Source organism: Weizmannia sp. FSL K6-3076 (assembly GCF_038007245.1).
Taxonomy (GTDB): Bacteria; Bacillota; Bacilli; order Bacillales; family Bacillaceae_C; genus Weizmannia; species Weizmannia faecalis.
In genome coordinates, this window is sequence record NZ_JBBOWU010000001.1 from 2420805 (window position 1) to 2443407 (window position 22603).

Annotated in this window: 17 protein-coding genes; 1 reads left to right on the forward strand and 16 read right to left on the reverse strand. The window is 45.5% G+C overall.

Translation table 11 applies throughout. The features are described from left to right. Positions 1-480: 480 nt before the first annotated feature. From NSS95_RS11630 to NSS95_RS11660, 7 genes are all read right to left on the reverse strand, one after another. Entirely contained in the window at positions 481-1059 is a 579-nt protein-coding gene (locus tag NSS95_RS11630) for an undecaprenyl-diphosphatase (RefSeq protein ID WP_260832041.1), read from the reverse strand. Next, a complete protein-coding gene (locus NSS95_RS11635; protein WP_017552011.1) occupies positions 1056-1799 on the reverse strand; it encodes a polysaccharide deacetylase family protein in 744 nt (247 codons plus the stop codon). The genes NSS95_RS11630 and NSS95_RS11635 overlap by 4 nt, the downstream gene beginning before the upstream one ends. Then, positions 1775-3058 (reverse strand): MGDG synthase family glycosyltransferase, encoded by a 1284-nt coding sequence (locus tag NSS95_RS11640; RefSeq protein ID WP_014097506.1) that lies wholly within the window; start codon positions 3056-3058, stop codon positions 1775-1777. The genes NSS95_RS11635 and NSS95_RS11640 overlap by 25 nt, the downstream gene beginning before the upstream one ends. A gap of 313 nt (positions 3059-3371) precedes the next feature. Continuing rightward, positions 3372-4250, reverse strand: a complete 879-nt coding sequence (locus NSS95_RS11645; RefSeq protein ID WP_013860166.1) for a hypothetical protein — start codon at positions 4248-4250, stop codon at positions 3372-3374. Positions 4251-4253: 3 nt separating this feature from the next. Then, complete coding sequence (locus NSS95_RS11650; RefSeq protein ID WP_326244493.1) at positions 4254-4760, reverse strand: anti-sigma factor family protein; 507 nt, start codon at positions 4758-4760, stop codon at positions 4254-4256. Positions 4761-4764: 4 nt separating this feature from the next. Further along, positions 4765-5298 carry an RNA polymerase sigma factor gene (locus NSS95_RS11655; protein ID WP_017552008.1) on the reverse strand — a complete coding sequence of 178 codons (534 nt, stop codon included), beginning with the start codon at positions 5296-5298 and terminating at the stop codon, positions 4765-4767. 339 nt (positions 5299-5637) lie between these two features. Then, positions 5638-6798: an MGDG synthase family glycosyltransferase gene (locus NSS95_RS11660; protein ID WP_235801597.1), complete on the reverse strand. Its 1161-nt coding sequence runs from the start codon at positions 6796-6798 to the stop codon at positions 5638-5640. Positions 6799-7463: 665 nt separating this feature from the next. Between NSS95_RS11660 and NSS95_RS11665 the strand changes: the two genes are divergently transcribed. Continuing rightward, on the forward strand, positions 7464-9695 hold the full coding sequence (locus tag NSS95_RS11665; RefSeq protein ID WP_104851533.1) for a glycosyltransferase family 39 protein: 2232 nt from the start codon (positions 7464-7466) through the stop codon (positions 9693-9695). Positions 9696-9928: 233 nt separating this feature from the next. Here NSS95_RS11665 and NSS95_RS11670 read toward each other — a convergent pair whose 3' ends face one another. The 9 genes from NSS95_RS11670 to NSS95_RS11710 form a co-directional block, all read right to left on the reverse strand. Continuing rightward, positions 9929-11803, reverse strand: coding sequence for a glycoside hydrolase family 25 protein (locus NSS95_RS11670; protein ID WP_168985490.1), 1875 nt, complete (start codon positions 11801-11803; stop codon positions 9929-9931). Between the two features lie 444 nt (positions 11804-12247). Further along, entirely contained in the window at positions 12248-13264 is a 1017-nt protein-coding gene (bioB, locus tag NSS95_RS11675) for a biotin synthase BioB (protein ID WP_168985491.1), read from the reverse strand. A gap of 207 nt (positions 13265-13471) precedes the next feature. Beyond that, positions 13472-14443, reverse strand: a complete 972-nt coding sequence (locus NSS95_RS11680) for a sugar kinase (protein ID WP_251459786.1) — start codon at positions 14441-14443, stop codon at positions 13472-13474. A 161-nt stretch (positions 14444-14604) separates the two neighbouring features. Further along, positions 14605-15435: a 5-dehydro-4-deoxy-D-glucuronate isomerase gene (gene kduI / locus NSS95_RS11685; RefSeq protein ID WP_026104668.1), complete on the reverse strand. Its 831-nt coding sequence runs from the start codon at positions 15433-15435 to the stop codon at positions 14605-14607. A gap of 53 nt (positions 15436-15488) precedes the next feature. Then, entirely contained in the window at positions 15489-16265 is a 777-nt protein-coding gene (kduD, locus tag NSS95_RS11690; protein WP_340713906.1) for a 2-dehydro-3-deoxy-D-gluconate 5-dehydrogenase KduD, read from the reverse strand. Positions 16266-16678: 413 nt separating this feature from the next. Then, the gene (locus NSS95_RS11695; protein ID WP_168985495.1) at positions 16679-18103 is read right to left on the reverse strand and encodes a glycoside-pentoside-hexuronide (GPH):cation symporter; all 1425 of its coding nucleotides are present in this window, start codon (positions 18101-18103) and stop codon (positions 16679-16681) included. 67 nt (positions 18104-18170) lie between these two features. Next, positions 18171-19583, reverse strand: coding sequence for a glucuronate isomerase (gene uxaC / locus NSS95_RS11700; protein ID WP_014097495.1), 1413 nt, complete (start codon positions 19581-19583; stop codon positions 18171-18173). A 34-nt stretch (positions 19584-19617) separates the two neighbouring features. Next, positions 19618-21108 carry a UxaA family hydrolase gene (locus NSS95_RS11705; protein WP_017552000.1) on the reverse strand — a complete coding sequence of 497 codons (1491 nt, stop codon included), beginning with the start codon at positions 21106-21108 and terminating at the stop codon, positions 19618-19620. Continuing rightward, entirely contained in the window at positions 21098-22534 is a 1437-nt protein-coding gene (locus NSS95_RS11710; protein ID WP_104851536.1) for a tagaturonate reductase, read from the reverse strand. Before NSS95_RS11710 ends, NSS95_RS11705 begins: the two co-directional genes overlap by 11 nt. Positions 22535-22603 lie beyond the last annotated feature (69 nt).

The window sequence follows — 22603 nt, forward strand, 5'->3', positions numbered from 1 at the left end:
GTGCCGCTAAATGCACATTTATAAAATGCTCTTCAGTTTTTGCATCAAGCCCGCGCACCAATTTGCCGGATGATGACTTTTTGCGGCAGGCAAAAGAGCGGCAACATTTTGTTCACTTTATATAGGGCTTGCTGAACGAATCCGGTTCTGAATTTGTACCCAATTTGTCTGCAAACTCCATCGCAAAATATATGCGAAAATGCGTGAGTTTGTCTTCTCCATACGTTGAATCGGCTTTCGCGTGCAGGCATTTCCCTGGATTTGTTGTAAAACCTTTGCATTTAAATGGTTGCCAAAGCTGTCAGCATCCTTTCCAAATCTAGGAATTTCGCTTATTCAGCAAGCCCTATATAGATATAAAATACAAAAGACGTTGAGGCACCATTTCGATTCGTGCCGCAACGTCTTTTAAATTGATTTAGAGTGACAGGGCACAGTGCTAGATGGTGTCCCGCCCTCTTTTCGATAGATTTTGCCGGGTCATTTATATCCTTTTTTTGTAATTTTCGCCCATATGTCATGATACCAGCCGATCAGCGTGCTAAAAGCCGGGTCAAACAACCCTTTCATTTTTTGGATGGTCCATACTGTTAACAAGGCAACAATAATGCTTGCCGCAATATCCCCCGGATAATGGTGCCCGACCCATACACGGGAAATGCCGGTCAAAACGGCACAGAGCATCATCGCTAATCCGAGTTTCCGGTTCCGCACCCATAAGGCGAAAGCCATGGCAAACGTGCCTGTCGCATGGTCGCTCGGAAATGAGTCGTCGGCCGCATGCGGAATTAAAATGCTGGTATGATACGTGACAAATGGCCGCGGTTCATAATAAACAAGCGTAATCACATAATTGACCAGCAAAGCGGCAACACCGGCAATGCCGGCATAAAGCACCATGTTTTTCATTTTATCATTGCCTAAAAACCACACAATCAATAAAACAGCGGCAAAAAGCGGCAAGGCATCCTGTGTAAAAAAAATCATGATGTCATCCAGTAATTTTTCATGCCCTGACAAGTTGTGGACCATAAAAAACAATCTGGCGTTCTCATTCATGGCTCTATTTCCTTTCTTCTATGGCTGGTTTTGATAGAAAAATGTTTGTCAAACATCTCGTCCATCCGCACGAACCGGAAGCCGCGCGCTTTTAATGCCGGAATCGCAACCCGCAAACCTTCAATTGTATACTGCGGGGCATCCTCATCTGCGCCCGGCGTGACGCCGCAATCATGCAGCAAAATCACATCGCCGCTTTCCACCCGGGTGATCAGGCCGTTTGAAACCTTTTCCGAACCGCCTTTTCTCTTCCAATCGCGGAACATTTTCGACCAGTGCACCATGCGGAACTGCTTGTGCAGAAAAAAGTCCAGCAGATGCATCATTCCCCACGGCGGGCGGTAAAAAACCGGTCTCTCGCCGGTGATGTTTTCAATAATCCGTGCCGACTGCTCAAGCGTGCGCGCATTTTTCCAAGGGCTGATCAGCCAGTTGCACTGGTGCTTATAATTATGAAGGCCGATACAATGCCCTTCACGCGACATGCGCAAAACGAGTTCCGGATACCGGGCCGCCCTTTCCCCGACGAGAAAGAAAGTGGCCTTAATTCTTTCCCGCTTTAAAAGATCAAGCAGTACCGGCGTATAGACCGGGTCCGGCCCGTCATCAAAGGTGAGCGCAATCTCCGCATCTTTTTTTCCTTTCCAACATACCCAAAAACCGAGTTTGGCCGCTAAAACATATGGAATAATAGCATATATGAGAATGAATAAAATCAATACCCAGATGATGACTTCCAAACCGTGCCGCTCCTTTCATCCAAAGATTCATGCGGGTGATGCACAAGCAAAGCCTTTTTTCGCATCCTTGCATACTTTCCGTGCGCGGTATCCGGCATTTCCGGATCAGACGCATGAATGAGCCGTGCATATTTCGCCTGGTCAATAACGGAAAGCACCCGAAAAGCGGCCTCTCTGTTTTGAATCGATAGCGTGTTTCTTTTCATCTTCGCAAGCTGTGCCCTGTTTTCATTCAGGCGGGCTAAACACCGGATTAACGTGCCTTCATCTGCTGCCTCAACTGCTGCGCCCGCTTGTGTTAAAAAGGCTGCGTTATCTTCTTCCTGGCCCGGCAGCGCTTTGTATAAAATCATCGGCAGTTCCATGGCCAATGCTTCCGCTGTTGTCACGCCGCCCGGTTTCGTAATCATCACGTCCGAGACAGCCATTAAATCACGCACATAATCAATATAGCCGAGCACGAAAACCTTATGCTTCGTCCCTTTCAGATCATCCATCAGGCGGGCGCGTAGTTTTTCATTATGCCCGCACACGATCAACAGCTGCATGCGGAAAGGTACCTCGTCCAGTTTTTCAGCCGTGAACAGCCCGTCTCCGAACAGGCCTTCCCCGCCGCCCATGACAAGCACGGCCGGTAACGCCGGATCGAGGCCGTATTTTTTGTACAAAGCCTGCTTGTTCACCGGTTTCAGGAAACTCGGTTTAATCGGGATCCCTGTACAGGAAATTTTTCGGCCGGGAATGCCGAGCCTGATCAACTGCCGGCGCAACATATGCGAACCAACGACATAGTGATCTGTGTACGGGTGCAGCCATGAACTGTGGTGCGTATGGTCGGTAATGACGGTAACGAGCGGAATATCCGTAAGCCCGTATTCCTTTAATTTTGAAATCATAGAAGACGCAAAAGGATAGGTGCTGACAATAACGGATGGGCGTATCGTTTCGAGCATCCGCAGCGTCTTTCTCATCCCCGTTGAAAATAAGCCGGTCAATGTTTTTGACAGGGCATTCCTTCCATACGTTTTACGGTACAAATACCCGTAAAGATTCGGGAACTTTTCAATACCTTTCATATAAACATAGTGGCTGACCGGGAATAAGGTGGGATGGACCCATTCCATGAAATCGACGACAACCGGGTCTGCTTTTGGGGAACGAATTTTCATCGCCTGTTCAATTGCCCGGGCGGCCTGCAAATGCCCTTCCCCAAAAGCGCCTGTTAATATCAACACTTTGTCTTTTTTCTTGTTGGCCATTCTCTTTTCCCCCCTGCTTTTCGGTCTGTTTACAGAAAACGCGCCGCTTCTCCTTCTCATGCGGCCTCTTTCGATACAATACAATAGACTTTGAGGGTAAAAGAAAAGTTCATTTATAGGCGATAAAAATTTGCGGTCATTGTTTTCCTACTCTTCCATTTAAACGAATTATGGAAAACACTGTAAAAATTTGCTTCGAAAAAAAGAAACAGGCAAGGCTTTTTTCGGAAACAAAAACCCCGTTTGGAATTTTTTTTCAACAAGGACAGGCAAAAAAACGCAACCGGGTACTCACAAAAAAACATGCGGCTCCTTATTTTGCGGCCGCATGTTTTTTCCTGTTTCTCCATTTTTGAAATAGCCATGTGACCGAAAGCCCGAGCGAGTACCAGAACAAAATCAGGAAAATGACTTCCCCGACGAGCGGGATGCTGCAAAGGGCAATCAGGATCGTCACACCCGTTAACAGTTTCAGCCATTCCTGCCTGCCGTTTAAAACGGCAAAGGTGCTACCGATTTCCCGGCCAAGAAACACGAGTCCTGCCAGGAGGGATACAAAAACAGCAAGGCATAACAGAAGGACAACCGGTATTAATACCACTGTAATCGTCAAAAACAGGCTGAGCGCAAGGACGACAAGCGACAGCAGGCAGCCGGTAATGATCATCCTTCCGGGCCGCGTGTAGAAGGACCGAATCCCAGAAAAAAACGGTTTTTTCGCGACTAAGCCGAACAAAACAGTGCACACAATCAACAGTAGGCTTGCGGAAAGCCGGAAAAACCAGAGGGCAAGAAGCATGACAGCGGCAAAAATCATACTGTCAAGCGTTTTATTGTTCATATTGATAGATAGGACATGTTCCGTTACACGGGCACCCGGCTGCTGTTTGATATTTCCACCGAGCACAAATACAGAGCCGCGGATATCCGCTGACTTACGAATATTCAAATTCCCATTGATCACAATGACGGCTGTTTTGACATATCCGCTGACGGTCGCGTTATTCCCGATCACAACGACATTTTCGACTTTTTCATTTTTCGGGATGACCGTATGCCGGTCGTGGATGATGATTCTCATTCTTTTTTCCTTTGCAAACGCAGGGTGGAAACCCGCCCCTGCGCTCAGAAAAAGCAGGAGCAAGGACAATAAGCAAATCAATATTTTTGCGGCTTTCATTTTTTTCTCCATCCCCTACTCCTTCACCGGCTTCATGGTGAGAAGGCCAAACAAAATCCAGATACAAACGGCCAAAATCACCGCTATCACCACCATAATCCCCGCAGACAAAGCCGGGAGCGCGGAAAGAATGGAAAGCGCAATATGAAAGCCGCTTGAAAGAATATTGAAGAGGGCCTGAAAAATATTCATGCCGACATAAAACGGTTTTCTCATCACCGGGTAGGTGGCAAGCACAGAAGCGGCACAGCAAACCGCAAAGAACCAGACAAACACGCGGTAATGCATCGCCAATTTTTCCTGCGGCATAATTGTAGCCAGAACCGCCTTTTCAAACTGGATTCCCGGCACCTCAACCGAATGGTAAAAACGGCTGATTTCCGCCTGGACCGCCTCCAATTCTTCCAGTTCGCGGCGGCAATCCGGGCAAAGGGCAAGATGGGCTTCAACCTTTTTTCGGTCCGTTTCACTTAACGCATCATCCATGAAGGCCGGCAATAAATCCCGGACGTGTGTTTCCATGTGATCACCCTCTTGAAAGTTCTTTTTTCAAAATATTTCTCGCTGTGTTGATGCGCGACTTGACGGTACCAAGCGGGATGTTCAAGATGTCTGCGATCTCTTCATAGGAATAGCCCTGGATATCGCGCAATACGATCGCTGCCCGGTGTTCCGGCGACAATTTTTCCATCGCGCTGCGGATGTCAAATCTCAAATTGGCGTTGTCGATATTGGAAGTTGGCCTCCTAAGTGGCTCCTCTTCTATTTCCGCCTGAAGATCCACTTTTTTTCGCATTTTTTTCAGCCGGTCATAGCATAAATGAGAGACGATCTTCGACATCCAGGAGGCAAAAGCATAGGCATGTTCCAGTTTATCCAGGGCGTACCAGGCTTTCACAAATGCTTCCTGGGAGATATCTTCCGCTTCCATCCGGTCGCCTGTCATGGCATATGCATGCCGGAACACCTCCCCTTTAAACCGGGCCACCAGCACGGCAAACGCATCTGTATCTCCTGCTTTTGCCTGCCGGATCAACTGTGTTAAATCCTGCTCCACCATTTTCAACTCCCTGCTTAAGCAACGCGATCTTTTGTCGTTGCCCGGGCATGTGCAAAAGCGGCCGGGAAATTGCAGGTGCACTTGCCCATTTCATTCCATGTTCATTATGGCATATTTTCCTTTCCGCCATCAGGAAGTTTTTTTCATCCGCTTAGCGCCTCATTTGGATAGGAGTACCCCATACCGGCCGGAAAACGGGCGGCAAAAAGCCGATGCAAGCGTTGGGCCGGCCTGAAACATGCGCCCGAACTCCACGGCAGGAAGATGGTAAAAGTACCCGGAAACAAAAACGACAAGTCCTTTCCAGCAATACGGCCCCATAGACGCCCCGCAAAAAAATCAATAAGAGGTTGAAACATAGTACTGGTCCTTCAGCACTTTATCCGGCGTTTGGTTTGCTTTGCGGCCGAGCAGACCGCGGATCAATACATCAAATTCTTTCCCCCTGAGTTCGATTTCGCTCCCGTATTGGCGCAGCCGCCGGTAAAACCGGGCCAGTTGCTTCCCGTCTTCCAAAATTTCCATCACCTGTTCCTCCACCGGTTTGGTGAAGTCCAGTTCAAAGACAAGCCCGTGTTGTTTCAAAAAAGCAAGATTGATTTCTTCCTGACCGGGGAGGACGGAGTGGATAAAAATCGGCAACTTTTTTTGAATCACTTCGCTGATCGTGACACCGCCCGGCTTTGTAATGATCGCATCCGCTTCATCGTACAGCCGGCTCATTTCCTTTCTGGACTGGATATAGGGAACCGGGATGATATGTTTCATCCCCCATCCATTCAGCTTGTTATACAGCTTTTCGTTTTTTCCGCATAACACATAATAATCGGCCCTGCCCGGCTGTTCCCGTTTTAATGCCTTCAGAAGGCGGTACAGATCGCCGAGGCCGCTACTGCCACCGGATATTAAGATTTTTTTCCGTGATGTATGGCGCAAAACCGTTCTTTCTTTAAACGCTTCATGAATCGGAATGCCGGTGACAAAAATGTTTTGTTCGGGAACGCCGTTACAGATGAGCGTCGTTTTGATCGTTTGGTTCGGCACAAAATGGATGTCAATTTCTTTCTTTCCCCACAAGCCGTTGACGAAAAAATCAGTGTACGCATTGATAACCGGGACATCAATTTTTCCTTTTGACTTCAGCCGGCTGAGCAGCATCGACGGAAAACTGTGCGTGCAAATGACAAGATCCGGATTTTCCTCGGCAATCAGTTTTTCCATTTGCTTAATAAAAGAGAGTTCATAGAGTTTCATTAATGCGGTCTGGTCGGCATCCGCATAAATAAAATGTTTGTACACCCATTGGTATGTCCGCGGTGCTTTCTGGATCCATTTCAAATACATTTTCGTGACGATTTTCTCCAGCGTCCCGCTCGTATAGGAAATCAAATCAACTTTTTTCATTTCAATGGTACTGTCCATACATTTCAATTTATGCATTAACGCCTCTGCGACCTGATGATGGCCGGACGGCATTTTTAAAAGCGGTAAAATGAGCACTTTAGCCAAGCTGTCTTCCTCCTTTTCCGGAAGCCTGTTCTTTTTACAATAAATAGACTTCCGCAATTGCCGGGAAGTTCATTCTGTTTTTTACCAAAAAAGCAGATTTTAAACAATTGAATTGTATACCGGATGGATGTCTTACAACAAGTATTTTGCCAATATTGGCCGTATTTTGAGCAGCAGCCGCCTGCACGGCTTTTAAGGGCGTTTTGGACCAACATTTCACCTCCTTAAAACGACCATGCAAAAGGATGGAAATCAACCGACAATTTTTTCTGAATATATCGCAGTTCTGTTGCCTGCTGTAAAAAACAGTCATCGTGCAATTTGGTGCTCAGGCTTGATGTAAAAACTTATATAGAACCGTGCTGCGCGGTATTTCGCTCGGAAAACCTTTCACGTAAATCACCGGCCGGCTTGTCGCCAGTTTCCCGCGTGCCACATTGGTCGCTGAAAAACTGCGGGTTTTTTCATGGAATTCTCACGGTTTATTCAGAATAAGCCGCTATACTGGTCCCTTGAGAAACCTGGAAAATTATGCAAGAATACGAAGTGCAGGCGGCGGGGCATGATAAAAAAGACTGTTTTCATGCACCACTAACCTATTACACGCCAGAGAATGGATTCTATGCGTAAAGAACATTACATGAGGTGAGTCCTCCATGTTCGTGAAGAAGATAACCATTAGTCTTTTCAGTATCATATTTACGGTGTCATGCGCTCTTATCACAATCGGCAGTTTCTTTATCGCACCGCTGTGGGCCAAAAAAGATGACCCGCATTTCGTGCTGCTTGATGGAAAATGGAATATTTCAACGGGGCAGATGGCAGCGCTGTTCCTCTTTTCCGTAGTGGCCATCCTGTTTTATCTTGGCTGTTTCCGCATTTTTGCAAGGCTTTCAGACAAAGGGCTGAAAAGAATGGCAGCCTTTTTGTTTGCCGTTATTTTGTCTATTGAAACGGCGATTCTTATCCTGTTTCACGGGGTGCAGCCGCCCAAGGTGGATGGTGGCCATATTTATCTGGAAGCTTTGTATTTATTAAAGCACGGGACATTGCTCGGAAATGAGTACTATTTGCAGCTGTACCCGAACAATGTACCGATTACCATTGCCCGTTACCTGCTTTACCGCTACCTAGCGTTTGGAAATCCAGACTGGTTTTTGATTGTAGATAAGCTGGCAGCGGCTTTATTCCTGAATATCGGGATCTTTTTTCTCTGGCTGCTGGCGGTGAAAACATCCGGCCGCAAAACGGGAAATTTGCTGCTTGTTTTCACCATCACATGGCTGCCGCTCTTTCTTTATATCCCGTATTTTTATACAGAAAGCCTTGCGATCGCCTTTCCGTCCATGGCGGTGTATTTTTGGTATGGCCACAGTCGGACGGGGCGCCCGGTATACCTTTTTCTGCTTGGTGCAGTGCTTGCAGTTGGATGCCAATTAAGGGAAAATATGGTATTACTTTTGCCTGCCCTTTTGATCTACATGCTCTACACGCTCCGGCTGAAACAAACCGTGCTGCGAATAGCGTTCATTATGCTTGTTTTTTTGCCTGTCACTTTTGGGGCAGAGGCGTATTACCACCATCTCGGCTACCGGGAAAACGCAACCATCAAGGCGCCGGTAACCCACTGGCTGGCGCTTGGCCTTTCAAATGAAGGCCGATACAATGTCGCGGATACGAGATTGTCAGAAAGTCTTCCCACCCAACAGGCAAAAAAACAGGCGGATTATGCACTGATCAAACAGCGGATCGAAACGAGGGGTACATCCGGTCTACTCAAGCTTTGGGCGGTAAAAGCCTTCCGCACATTTTCACAAGGCGATCAGGCCTACGCCAAGTACAATCAGCGGATGGACCATTACAACGCCGCATACCGCTATGTTTACGGAGACCAGAATAAAGTGCTGTTGTTTATCATCCAGGTATTTCATATCGCAACGCTCTTTCTGCTGGCCGTTTCGGGCTTAACGTTCTTCCGTAAAATAAGATTTGATGTTCAATTACTCATGCAAATTTGCTTATTTGGCAGCTACTTGTTTTTCGTTTTTATTTGGGAAGCAGAACCGCGCTACTCCCTCCTGTTCACGCCATTGATGATTTTTTGCGCTGCACGGGGTCTTGAAAAGATGCATCAGTTCTTGGAAGCAAAAAAATGGCTGCCGGCACAAAAAAGATGGAAACTGCAAACAGCAGGAAACTGGCTGCTCGTTTTAAGCCTTATTGTCCTGCTCGCCGTTTGCGCCAAATGGAATGAAAAAGCATTCACAGGGACAACCGAAAAATACGAGGATTATATCGTCAACCAGCAGGCGGCCAGAGGAAAACCTGTTGCGCTTGTTGACCGGCATCATACCGTTACCCAAACGTTTATCGCAGACAAAGCTTTCGACCGAGTCGCTTTTATGCCTGCCCGATTCCACGGTAAAGCCGCATACCGCGTTTCTTTATGGCATAAAAGCGGCGGGCGGCAAAAAATGGTGTTTGAACGAAAATTTACAAACCATAAGCGAAAAACAAACGGCTATAAGGCATTTCTTTTGAAAAAAGCCTTGCCCGGTGAAAACAGGCATTATGCACTCCGGGTCGAACAACTCTACGGACCGGCGCATGCCCGGATGTTCCTTCATGCGAACGGCCCAAGCGGACATTTTGAGCAGATGGATTTGTACGGAGGGGGCCAATTTTACCAAAACGGCAAACCGATGGCAAAAACAGACCTTACGTTTACCGTATCAAAACAGATTACCGGTCCCCATATAAACCGGCACCTGTACAGATGGCTGTTTGGATGTGCTTTCTTTATGCTTTTACTCTATGGGCTTACTGTCCTGCCGGGAGGGGCAAGCAGAAAAGCAGCTAAAAAAATCCGCGAATTTGTGGATGCCTGATCAAAATCTCCCCGCCTGAGCCGTTTGGCAGCCCGGCGCTTGACCAATAGAAAAGTTGGCAGATGCGAAAGACCTGAGCCGGCAACAAACGGGAAGCTTGTGGAGGCCTGAACCAGCGGGCGGGGAAAATTTCTGCGATCATACCGCGCGCTGGCCCGGATGTTCCAATGCTGATGGAAGCCAAATCAAAACGGCGAGAGCAGTTTCTCGCCGTTTTTTTTTGAGAACATCTTTTAAAAATCAGGATCATAGCTGATATCAAGGTCAAAATGGCCGGTGATGCCATCGATCGTTCCGGTTTCGGTGTACTGCCAAACGTCTGCATTCGTACCGAGCGTGATGTTATACCGTGCCAGCCAGATTTTGGTATTGCTAGGCCAAGAATCTGTATGGCCCTCAAGATAGCTTTTCCAATTAAAGTAGCCGGCATAAATGCCCACTTTCGTCTGCCCGAGCGTCTGCATTTCATTTAAGAAATAGCCAGCACAAGCCGGGGCCGCATTTGCCCACCAAGTTGTTGTAATGCTATTCGTCCCGGTAGGTTCTATATCTTCGAAAGCGTAGCCCGTAAACGCATAGCCGGTTTTCGCCTTTGTTTGGGCCAGCACTTGATAAAAATGCTTGGCTTCTGCAATATGCTGTGCGGAAGTGGTGGTGGAATTGCCGATCATATGATAAGCATGGACCGACAAGCCGGCGTTTCTGGCATACTTATAATAGGTATAAAACTTCGAATCCGTATATCCGCTTCCTTCTGTTGCTTTCAGAATGACAAAATTGTAGCCCTGGCTCTTCATAAGGTTAAAACTGTCTTGTGTCAGAGTTTGATAATGGCTGACATCCAGTCCCTTTGTCGTCGTGGCGGATGCAGTGGCTGATCCGGTACTGCCCGTTGTGGTCGTTCCGGATGCAGAACCTGATCCGGTGTTGCCCGTTGCGGTCGTTCCGGATGCAGAACCTGATCCAGTGTTGCCCGTTGCGGTCGTTCCGGATGCAGAACCTGATCCGGTGTTGCCTGTTGCAGCTGTCCCGGATGCAGAACCTGATCCAGTGTTGCCCGTTGTGGTCGTTCCGGACGTAGAACCCGATCCGGTGTTTCCCGTTGTAGTCGTTCCGGATGCAGAACCTGATCCAGTGTTGCCCGTTGTGGTCGTGCCACTTGTTGCTGCGGCAGACCCTGTAGATCCGGACGTGCTGCCGGTTGCCGTTCCCGTCGTTTTCCCACCCGCTGTGGAAGACCCCGTTTGGCTTGTTCCCGTCGTTGTGCTTGTTGTTCCACCCGCTGCCGGTGCAGGTTTTGTGAAGTGGCTCGTATAAATCCAGCCACTTTGGGTTGTCCCAACGACGCAGATATGGGACATATTTTGGGTGCTTTCTTTCACATACACCTGCTGATTCGGTCTAATAACAGCCGTATATTTTGTATGGGATGCAGATGTATACAGTTTGGAAGAAGCATAGACCGTTTTTTTCGCGAGCAAGCCGGTTAAGTTGTTCGCATAAATATATCCGGAGCTATTGCCTGCTTTCACTTGGTAACGACCGTGCGACCCATTAAAAACCGACACCTTTTGCCCATCTTTAATCGTCTTGTTATACGAATTTCCGGTTGCGGATGTGTATAATTTAGACGGCATCCACGTATATTTTACAACCGGTTTAATAAAATGGGTTTTGTCAACATAGCCGCTGTACCCGGTTCCGATCACGTGGGCCAGATACATGCCGTTTTTCGTTGCTTCCATTTTGATATACATCATCTTCCCCGCCGGTACGGAAGCAACATACGGGCCGCCTGCCGCCTGCTTATAAATTTTCGAACCAAAATAGTCCTCTTTTTTCACTTTGCTCCTTGTCAGGTTATCAGCATAAATGTAACCTGTTTTCCCACCTGCTTTCACCTTATAGCGCTTGCCTGACTTGCTGTAGACGGTTACCGCTGTCCCGCTGTTCACATTTCTGGAGTAAGCCGCGCCGGACGCCGTTTTATAAAGCTTCGACGGTGTCCACGTATACATGGTAGACGAGGCGGCTGAAGCAGGCTTCACAAAACTTAGCGCAAACAGCAATAAAAAACCCGCACCCCCGAAAAAAATCAATCTTCGCAATCTGTCTCCTCCTTTTGTTCTATGTATCAAACACCATTATAATCAATAAATCTCGTAAATTTTATCCCGAATTTGAAAAAAATAGTGAACAATCATTCTAAATGAGTCTATATACCTATACAGGGTTACATTTTGCCTATTTGAAAGGGGATCGATCAAAAAAATTGCAAAAACCACTCCAAAACGGAGAATTGCCTGGATTGAGAGAAGAAATTTATCCGCAGCAACTGAGATTTAAACCATTTAGACTGAAATATTTCCGCGAGATCACGAGAGAATGATAAAAAGAATGGTTTGGGGGGCGCCACAGTTTTTACCATTCCATAGCTAAAAAGCATTCCTTTCCTTTGGCAAGTGGATCAGTACCAAAAAAAGAATGCTTTTCATTTGCTATGAAAAAAGGTCGCCAAGCGTGAATTAGGGGTGTTTAAGAGTGAAGCGTATCTACGAATGATACAAAGTGAACTGCTGGCCTTCTGTTTCGAACGGATTTTCTTCTATTTCAAATCCGAGATCTTCAATTAACTGGTAATCTTCTTTTGCGTCCTGGCCCTCTGTCGTTAAATAATCACCAATAAAAATGGAGTTGGCAATAAATAGCCCTAAATTCTGCAAAGAGCGCAAATGATATTCCCGCCCGCCAGCAATCCGAATTTCCTTTGTGGGATTGATAAACCGGAACAAGGACAAATTCTTTAAACAACGAATCGGTGTCAATTCGTCCATATTTTCAAGTTTTGTTCCCTTAACAGGATGCAGAAAGTTGACCGGAATAGAATCAGCGTCCAGATCCTTGAGCGCGAATGTCATATCGATAATGTCCTTATCCGTTTCCCCCATTCCGCAAATCACACCGGAGCACGGGGAGATGCCTGCCTTTTTTACGTTTTCGATTGTGTTGACTCTGTCTTCATAACCATGTGTGGTTGTGATATTCGCATGGTGGTTTGCACTTGTATTAATATTGTGATTAAACCGGTCCACACCCGCTGCCTTCAGCTTGAACGCCTGCTCTTCAGTAACGAGCCCTAAACAGGCACAAATTTTTAATTGTTCCACATCCCGCTTAATTTCCTCAACTGCCGCAATTACTGTGTCCACTTCACGGTTGGTTGGTCTTCGTCCACTCATCACAATGCAATATGTACCAATTTTATTCTTTTTCGCTTCCTTTGCCCCTTCCACAATCGTTTGTTTGCTGACTAATGGATACCGGTCGATTTTTGTTGCCGCCTTAATTGACTGTGCACAGTAGCCGCAATCTTCCGGACAAAGACCGCTTTTGGCGTTAATAATCAAATTCAGCTTTACCTTTTTTCCATAAAAATGCCGGCGGATCTGATAGGCTCCATGGACAAGTGCTAATACTTCATGATCACGAACCGTTAAAATTTCCCTGGCCTCTTCTTCCCTTATCACATAACCTTCAATCACCTTTTCTGCCAAATTCGTCCAATCCACTACCGTCACCCCTTTTTATATGTCAACCTAAAATAATTTATGGTTTACATTAAAAATTATAAGACACTTTCATTTTTGGTCAAGTACTTTTTTTATTTTTCACACAAAAGGGTTTGAAAAGGGAAAAAGCCCGGCACTCCAGGAAAAAACAAGAGTGCCGGACGATTTCTATTCTATGAGGCTCCTGAAACAGGAATGCTAGGCTTTTTACCGTGTGGCTACTAAGGCGGCCGATTTCATAAACGCATCCAATGCTGCCCGCGTCGGCAGGCCGTCATTGTCCCCGAGGCTTTGCATCTGGATGGAGCAAATCGCATTGCCCTGCATTAAAAGTGCCTGATCGTCAAGATGCTCCAGCATGCCGGCCAGAATGCCAGATACAAAACCATCACCTGCCCCAATGCGGTCAACCAAATGTTTCACTTCATATTTTGGCACTGCCGCTTCAGCAAATGAACCATCTTCGAATTTTTTCTTTGAATACGAACCTTTTTCCACTAAATTGATGATCACCTGCCGCACACCTCTGGATAAGTAAAAATCCGCCATCTTTTCTTTTTCATGCTCGCCGGTTAAAATCTGTGCTTCTTTTGCATTTGGCATGACGACATCACAAAGGCAAGCGATTTCATTTGTCCGTTCCATCATCTTTTCTTCCGATTCCCAAATTACCGGACGCAAATTCGGATCAAACGTAATCGTAAGGCCGTATTTCCGGGCTTTTTCAATCAGCGCCAAAGTTGTCTCGTAACCACTATCGCTTAATCCCGCCAAAATACCGCCAAGATGGAGGATCTTTGCTTCTGAAAAATCAACCTGGCGAACGGCTTCTTTTGTTAGTTTAGAAGCAGCACTGTTCTTCCTGAAATAAACGGTTTCCGGATCGCCAATCTCCGACAGCCCTTTTAACATGAAACCCGTTGGATATGTTGGTGTTGAAAAAACATAGGTGGTATCAATGTTCTCATTGTTTAAGAAATTTTTCACATATACGCCGAAAGGGTCTTCCCCAATCTGCGTCAAAAACGAAACCGTGTGCCCGAGCCTGGAAACCCCGACAGATACATTCACATCCGCACCGGCCATATAACGGGTATAATGCCGGACAGCATGGAGCGGCCCCTTTTCATCCGCAATAAACAACACAAGCGGCTCACCGGCAGTGATGATCTCGCTCATTTGATTCGCCTCCATATAATTTCTAAATAAGAAATTAAGTTTACTATTTGTATTACAATTTCATTATAGAGGATTATGGCGATTGGTCAAGAAATTCCGGTATTGTTTTTGTAAAAAAAGAAAGCTCCTCTTTGGAGAAGAGAAGCTTATTGCTATACATTCTATTTCAACTCTTCCATTGGGACAAAATCCATATCATCATAGGTGATATTTTCCCCGCACATTGCCCAGATGAACGTGTAATTGCTCGTCGCTACCCCGCAATGGATCGACCAACTCGGGGAAATCACCGCCTGTTCTGAAGATAGGATAAGGTGCTTGGTTTCATCCGGTTTGCCCATAAAATGGAATACCCGTGTATCCGGTTCCATGTCAAAGTACAAATACGTTTCCATACGCCGATCATGCGTATGGCTTGGCATGGTGTTCCAGGCATTGCCCGGTTCAAGCACAGTGTAACCCATTTGCAGCTGGCAGGACTCGCAAATATTCGGATGAATATATTGATAGATTTTCCGCTTGTTCATAGACAGATCTTCGCCTGTTTCACGCGGCGTAATCTGGTCAATGCTGATCTTCACATTTGGATATTTGTGATGCGCGGGCACTGAAACAACATAAAACTTCGCCGGGTTAGTGGGGTCGTCCGATTCAAACACGACGTCTTTTGTCCCTTTTCCTATGTAATAGCCGTCCTGTTTTTTCATCGGGTCTTTTTTGTCTTCTATCGTGATACTGCCGGGCCCTCCGATATTGATGACGCCCAGTTCCCTTCTTTCCAGAAAGTAGTCTACACCAAGTTCTTTTGAAAGCCGGATCTCTAGCGGCTCATTTGTCGGTGTAACCCCACCGAAAATCTGCCGATCATTATGGGTATAAGTCAGCATGATTTCGCCGGGAACAAAAATCTTTTCCACTAAAAACTCTTTCCGTAACTGTTCTGTAGTGTAATGCCGGATGTCTTCCGGGCTGTGGGTATATCTTGTTTCCATGGTTTGGGACATTTCAATCACTCCTTGTGAATTTTTTATAAATCAAAGTTGATTTACCGCACGAGCCAGCCACCGTCTACTGCAAGAATATGGCCGGTCACATAGTCAGATGCAGGGCTTGCTAAAAAAATGATGGCGCCCATTAAATCGAAAGGTTGTCCCCATCTGCCCGCCGGTATTCTGCTTAAAATTTCTTCATTCCGGTTTTCGTCCGCACGAATCGGGGCAGTATTAGCAGTCTCAATATATCCTGGGGCAATCGCATTGACCTGGATATTGAACGTGCTTAATTCATTGGCAAACGCTTTCGTAAGGCCTGCAACACCATGCTTGCTGGCCGTGTAGGACGGAACGAACTTCCCGCCCTGAAAAGAAAGCATAGAAGCAACATTGATGATTTTCCCGCTTTTTTGTTTCGCCATTTCTTTTGCGGCTGCCTGGCTTAAGTAGTAGACGCCATTTAAATTCACATCAAGAACGTTCTCCCAGTCTTCATCTTTATACTCCAACAGCGGCGCCCGTTTAATAATGCCAGCGTTGTTCACAAGAATATCAATCTTGCCGTACGTTTCAATGCAGCCATCAATCACTTTCTTTGCTGCTTCTTTCCCGCTCAAATCTGCCTTTACGATCACGGCTTTCCTGCCCTGTTTTTCAATGAGAGACTTCGTCTCCTCGCCGCTCGACCGGTGCACCGGCAAATACAAATCGGCCCCCGCTTTCGCCAGCGCAACGGCATATGCCTGCCCAAGCCCTGTCGCCGACCCGGTTACCACCGCCACTTTGCCTTTTAAACTGAAAAAGTCAAGGGTGAAATCGTCTAGATCCATGTGAAATCCTCCTAATAATTGAAATTATAAAAAAACTGAATGCCGACAGTACAATCTGCCCCGCGAATTCACGATCATCTGTCATTTCCCGCGCTATGCTGGACGCAACAATAACTTAGAGCAATATAGAAAGATAAATCATGACAGCCGTTCCTTATCCCGATCTCCCGTTCCTAAAAGGAAGCCCTGTAAAACGACATGCGGCAGAGTATGACAGAATAGTACACTTGCATTCACAGCTTATTCGTCGAAACACAGCGAAAAATGATCTAAATGGAACCAATAAATACACCTATAAAACCTCATTACTAAATGAACAGAGCTGCCTTCTTGAATTTTAAGAAAGCAGCCGCTTATCAAAATTTTATGATTATACCAAGTAAACTGCTGTGTTTTCTATCCCCTGTTTCTTTTTATCCTTGAATAAATGTACCCTTTTCCCAACGACCGTTTTCCAAATCATTTGCAATTTGTTTAAATTTATCATCAGGCAAATTATATAAAAGGGTGATAATAATTGCAGCAAGTAGTAAAGCGACAGCCGGATAAATCGTCATTGCCCCTTTAATTCCAAGCAATGTTGTTGATGATTGATGGGCATTCGCAATATATCCCGTTGCAGCAAGAATACCTGCTGAAACCAATGCTGCAATAGATTGGGCAATTTTTCTCGAGAAGTTAAAGGCAGCATAGGTAATCCCTTCTTTACGTACACCTGTATGCCAGTGGCCGTAGTCAATCGTATCAGATACAAAAGCCCAGGTAACACCGTTCGGAATGGCTAAAGCCACATACCCGATCGTAACTAAAATAATGAATGTTACAATGTTTGTTGGAATGACAAAATTCAATGCGTCCGCAACGACTCCAATGATAAGCCCGCCAATTGCTGTTTTTTTCTTGCCAAACTTTTTTACCAAAAATGGGATGAGTGTAATCCCTGCAACAGAGCAGCCCATCATGATAAAATTAATAATTGGTTGCAAACCGATGTTATTCAGATTGTATTTACAGAAATAAATCATCATTTGGTTGTTTGTATTCATAGCAGAAATTGTAAATAATGTCATTAAAATCAGGCTCCACAGCGGTCTGTTCGTAAATACGACCCGAAGATAATCTTTCATCGTTTCGCGTTCTTTGCTTCGTGAATTTTCAGCATGAATATGTTCTTTTGTATTGATATAGCATATAAAGAAACCGCATATACCAATGAAAGCCATAATAGCTGCAGTAACGGCATAACCTACTTTTGTGTTTGAGAACAACAGCATAATTGGAACAAAAGCAACACCAGTTACCAATTGGGCGCCAATTGAGCCGGCCTGCCGTGTAGAAGCCATGAAGGATCGGTCATCTACATTTCTTGTCATGACAGAAGCCAAAGACCCGTATGGCACATTTGTAAACGAATACAAAATACCCCAAGCCATATATGTTGCATATGCGTAAACGATCTTCATCGTTGGTGATAAACCGGACGGCATTATAAAGATAATGACTGTCATAATCGCTAGCAATACAGAAGAAACCATCATAACTGGACGAAACTTACCGCGCTTTCCGGGGGTTCTCGAATCAATGATGGATCCGGCTAATGGGTCCATAAATGCATCAAAGATTTTTGTAATCGAAAAAACACCGGCGGCTGCCGCAGCGCTAATGCCTGCGACATCCGTATAGAAATTGGTCAAATAAGATTGCCCCAAATCAAACATAAAACCATTCCCAAAATCACCAAAACCGTAACTCACTTTTTCTTTTAACGAAATACGCTTGGATGCATGCTGCGGATCAATTATCTTTTCCGCGGTCGTTTTTACAACGCTTTCAGCCATGTTTCTGCACCACCTATTTTTATTAAAAAGTGCGAAATTTTCCAACTCTGGAACAACATAAGCTTTATTACTCAAAAAAACCAAAATATCGATAAGCATTATGGTAAGCAATATCTTCAATGATTTTCCCGATCTGTTCTTCATCCTCGGGGATTTGTCCCCGTTCTGCCCATTCGCCAAATAGCTCGCATAGTACCCTGCGGAAATATTCGTGGCGCGGGTATGACAGGAAACTGCGTGAATCGGTTAACATGCCGACAAAATTTGGCAGGAGGCTTTCTTCTGCAAACATTTCCAATTGCCTGCGCATCCCGCTTCTTGTATCGTTAAACCACCAGGCGCATCCCAGCTGCAATTTCTGAACCGTATCTTTTTGGAAACAGCCCATCATTGTGACAAGCGGGAGCCAGTCGTTCGGGTTTAAAGAATAAAGAATCGTTTTTGGAATGATATCTTCATTTTCTGCACGGGCAAATAATTTCCCGTAAGATTCTGCAATACATCGATCATTCAATGCATCATACCCCGTATCAGGCCCCAGTTTTTCAAACATGGGCCCATTTAAGTTCCTGTAAGCATGAATGTGATATTGCATGACCCAGCCTTTTTCGTGATAAATGTGCATAAGTTCTATTAACAGCGCTGTGTGATATTGATTGATTTCATTTAAACTCAACGCTTCTTGTGATAACGCTTTCTCAACGATCGCATCCAATTGTTGCGGCGCCGCCTCTGCATACGTAAAAGTATCCAGGGCATGGTCGGATAACCGTCCGCCTCTTTCATGGAAATATTCAATTCGGTTTCGAACAGCCGAAACGAGATCCGAGAAATTTTGGATTGAAACGCCTGAAACAGTTGCTAATTTGTGGACATAATCAGCGTATTCTTTATTCTGGATGTTCAGCACCTTATCGGGCCGGAAAGCCGGCAGCACCTTAAAACCATTTTCCGTCTCGGATTCCTGTAACAATTTATGGTATTGAAGGTCATCCACCGGGTCATCTGTTGTGCAAACCACTTTCACATTGCTGTTTTTAATTAAATTCCGTGGTTTAAAATCATCTGTCGCCAGCAATTGATTTGCCTGTTCCCAAATGGCCGGTGCCGTTTTGCGGTTTAAAATCGTATCAATTTCAAAGAAACGCCGCAACTCCAAATGCGTCCATTCATAAAGTGGATTGCCCACTGATTTTTCAATCGTTTCCGCCCATTTTAAAAACTTTTCGTAAGGGTCAGCATCACCCGTAATATATTTTTCCGGGACACCGTTTGCGCGCATTAAACGCCATTTATAATGGTCACCGTAATGCCCTTCATTGATCCACACTTGTGCCAAATCTCTGAAATTTTTATTTTCGTAGATTTCCTTCGGGTTCAGGTGGCAATGGTAATCAATAATCGGCATTTTTTCGGCATGGTTGTGAAATAATTTCTTGGCAAAATCTGTTGTTAAAAGAAAATCTTGATTTAAGAACATGTTCTATACCTTCTTTTTGGAATGGAATAATGGTTTATTCAGTAACGCCGTTCTTAAATATCGCAATCTCATGCAGATGGCGGATCTCATTTTTCGTCTTCTTCCCGCTCGCGACTTCAAGAATAAAAGAAATAAATTGTTCTACTACTTCGTCCATTTCTTCATCAAGCAGCCGTCCCGCGTTGAAATCAATCCACTGCTTTTTCTTTTCATAAAGTTCGGTGTTCGTCGATACTTTCACAGTTGGCACAAAGGTTCCAAACGGTGTGCCCCTGCCGGTTGTGAACAGGACCATCTGGCAATCCGCCGCTGCAAGCGCTGTTGAGGAAACAAGATCATTTCCGGGTGCCTGAAGTAGGGATAACCCTTTTTCCTTTAGTTTTTCTCCGTATTCCAGCACATCGACCACTGCCGATGTCCCCGCTTTTTGCGTGCAGCCGAGCGATTTGTCTTCCAAAGTGGTGATCCCGCCGGCCTTATTGCCCGGAGAAGGATTTTCATAGATTGGCTGCCCGTAAGAAGCAAAATAATCTTTAAATTGATTAATGAGCTTCACAATTTTATTGAATACGATTTCATCTTTTGCTCGTGCCATTAACATTTTTTCGGCACCGAACATTTCCGGGACTTCCGTTAAAACAGTGGAGCCGCCTTGAGAAATGACAAAATCTGAAAATCTTCCAAGCAGTGGATTGCCGGTAATGCCCGAAAATCCGTCTGAGCCGCCGCATTTTAATCCAATTTTCAATTCTGATAGAGGCAGATCGATCCGCTTGTCTTCTTTTGCAGCCTCATTCAATTCTTCCAGTAGTTGGAAGCCTGTTTCCACTTCATCTTCAACATCCTGGCAAATCATAAACTTTACGCGCTTTTCATCAAACTCTCCCATTTGTGCCTTCATTTCATCTAGCTGGTTGTTTTCACAGCCAAGCCCGAAGATGAGCACACCGCCGGCATTTGGATGGGCGGCCGCATCCATTAAAATCTTGCGGGTGTTCTGCAAATCATCCCCCAGCTGGGAACAGCCGTATGGATGTTTAAACAATATAATTTCATCAAATGCGCCGTTATCAGGGTGATTCGCCTTAAATTGGTCAACGAGGAGATCACCGATCATATTGATGCACCCAACAGTCGGAATGATGTATAAATCATTGCGTATCCCGGCTTTTCCGTTTTTCCGCAAATAACCTTTAAAAGTGCGGCTGTCTTTCGGAAAGATGCGGGGATGCAGTTCCGGCTTGTACTCGTATTCCACTTTTCCGGAAAGATTGGTGCTCACGTTATGGGTATGGACCCAGCTGCCTTGTTCAATCTTTTTTGTCGCATGTCCAATGGGTGACCCGTATTTTATAATGTCCGCGTTCTCCTCGATATCTTCTAAAGCAATTTTGTGTCCTCTTTTTATTGCCTCATTTACGGTGATCGCCCTAGCCCCTGATGTAAGGACATCACCCGGCTCTAAATCCTGAAGAGCAACGAGTACATTATCCCGGGGGTTTAGCTGAATGGTTTTATTTTTCAATCGGTAATGCCTCCTCGTTGGCCTGCTGCACTGCCCTGCGAACGCCCTCTTTTTCTATCAACTGCAAGCCTTTTTCAACTTGAGCGGGCAGGCCGTCAATTTTTGTCAAATCCATTCCCCATAAGGTTTCGTTGCTTAAAATGTCCCAAACATAGCGATCGGAGTGATACGTCATTGAAAACTCTTTCAAAACATCCGGCAAATCAATTGCTTTAGCAGAGGCAGGATTCTGCTCTCCATAAATTTTCAACAGCCCGGATAAAGCTAACGCAATTCTTGACGGGATTTTGTGGAACCTTTTTACATGCTCCGCCAATATGGGCAGGAGGCGTGCCTTAAATTTTGAAACGCTGTTTAAAGCAATCGCGTCCAGCTGGTGTTCCATATACGGGTTTCTGAAACGTTCCTGAATTCCCGCCGCGTAACTTGTCAACTCTTCTTTTGGCAAATCCAATGACGGGATGATTTCCGCAAACATTTCGCGGTCAATCAACCGGTAAAAATCGGGATCTTCCATTACCCCGCCGACTGTTTTAATGCCGACAAGTCGCGCCAGGCAGGCCATTGTTGTATGGGGGGCGTTTAGTAAGTATACTTTCCTGTCGCGGTACGGTTTTAAATGATCGGTGACCACGACATTCAGCCCCGCTTTTTTGAGCGGCAGTTCTTCTTCCAGCTCCTTGGGCCCTTCAATCACCCAAATGAGAAATGGTTCTGCTTTTGCAATTAACGTATCTTCATAGCCCCATTCTTCCCAAAGTTTTTCTGCGCGCTCTTTCGGGTAGCCCGGGACAATCCGGTCGACCAGGCTGGAGCAGAAAGTATTTTCTGATTCAAGCCAGCTGCTGAAATCTTCGCCAAGCTTCCACTCATCCGCATAGCGGTGCACAATTTCTTTCAGTGCCTTGCCGTTATTTTCAATGAGCTCGCAAGGAATGATGTAAAACCCCTTTTTTCCGGCCTTATATCTTTCATAGAGCAGTGCCGTAAGTTTTGCCGGGAAACTGACAGGAGGCCGGTCGGTTAATGCATCTCCTTCACGATAGACGATGCCGGCTTCCGTCGTATTGGAAAAAATAAACCGGATGTTGTCATCATGGGCCAGTTGTAAATAGGCGTCATAATCTTCATAAGGATTGATCCCGTTATTTACAGATGAAATAATCTCATGGGACTGGACTGCTTTTCCATTTTGCATTCCTTCCAGCATGACTGTGAATAAAAAGTCCTGTCCAGCAAGTTGCCCTACTCTACCGCGTGGCAATGATTGTACAATTGTCACCCCACCTTGAAAAAGTCCGCGTTTGTTCATTTGCTCAATCTGCCAGTCGACAAAAGCCCGAAGAAAATTTCCTTCTCCAAACTGGATGGCTTTGGTTGGATACCGTTGCAGGTCTTTCACGTACGAGTAGGATAATTTTTTCAAATTCGCCCCTCCTTTATTTCCTATTTGGAAATTAAGTTTCTTATTTGTTCTTACACTCCTTATTATAAT

What these genes read in the sequence shown, in the direction of transcription:
- NSS95_RS11630 (WP_260832041.1), bottom strand. Translation starts at nt 1,059, where the DNA reads ATGAATGAGAACGCCAGATTGTTTTTTATGGTCCACAACTTGTCAGGG.
- NSS95_RS11640 (WP_014097506.1), bottom strand. Translation starts at nt 3,058, where the DNA reads ATGGCCAACAAGAAAAAAGACAAAGTGTTGATATTAACAGGCGCTTTT.
- NSS95_RS11645 (WP_013860166.1), bottom strand. Translation starts at nt 4,250, where the DNA reads ATGGAGAAAAAAATGAAAGCCGCAAAAATATTGATTTGCTTATTGTCC.
- NSS95_RS11650 (WP_326244493.1), bottom strand. Translation starts at nt 4,760, where the DNA reads ATGGAAACACACGTCCGGGATTTATTGCCGGCCTTCATGGATGATGCG.
- NSS95_RS11655 (WP_017552008.1), bottom strand. Translation starts at nt 5,298, where the DNA reads ATGGTGGAGCAGGATTTAACACAGTTGATCCGGCAGGCAAAAGCAGGA.
- NSS95_RS11665 (WP_104851533.1), top strand. Translation starts at nt 7,464, where the DNA reads ATGTTCGTGAAGAAGATAACCATTAGTCTTTTCAGTATCATATTTACG.
- NSS95_RS11680 (WP_251459786.1), bottom strand. Translation starts at nt 14,443, where the DNA reads ATGAGCGAGATCATCACTGCCGGTGAGCCGCTTGTGTTGTTTATTGCG.
- kduI (WP_026104668.1), bottom strand. Translation starts at nt 15,435, where the DNA reads ATGGAAACAAGATATACCCACAGCCCGGAAGACATCCGGCATTACACT.
- kduD (WP_340713906.1), bottom strand. Translation starts at nt 16,265, where the DNA reads ATGGATCTAGACGATTTCACCCTTGACTTTTTCAGTTTAAAAGGCAAA.
- NSS95_RS11695 (WP_168985495.1), bottom strand. Translation starts at nt 18,103, where the DNA reads ATGGCTGAAAGCGTTGTAAAAACGACCGCGGAAAAGATAATTGATCCG.
- uxaC (WP_014097495.1), bottom strand. Translation starts at nt 19,583, where the DNA reads ATGTTCTTAAATCAAGATTTTCTTTTAACAACAGATTTTGCCAAGAAA.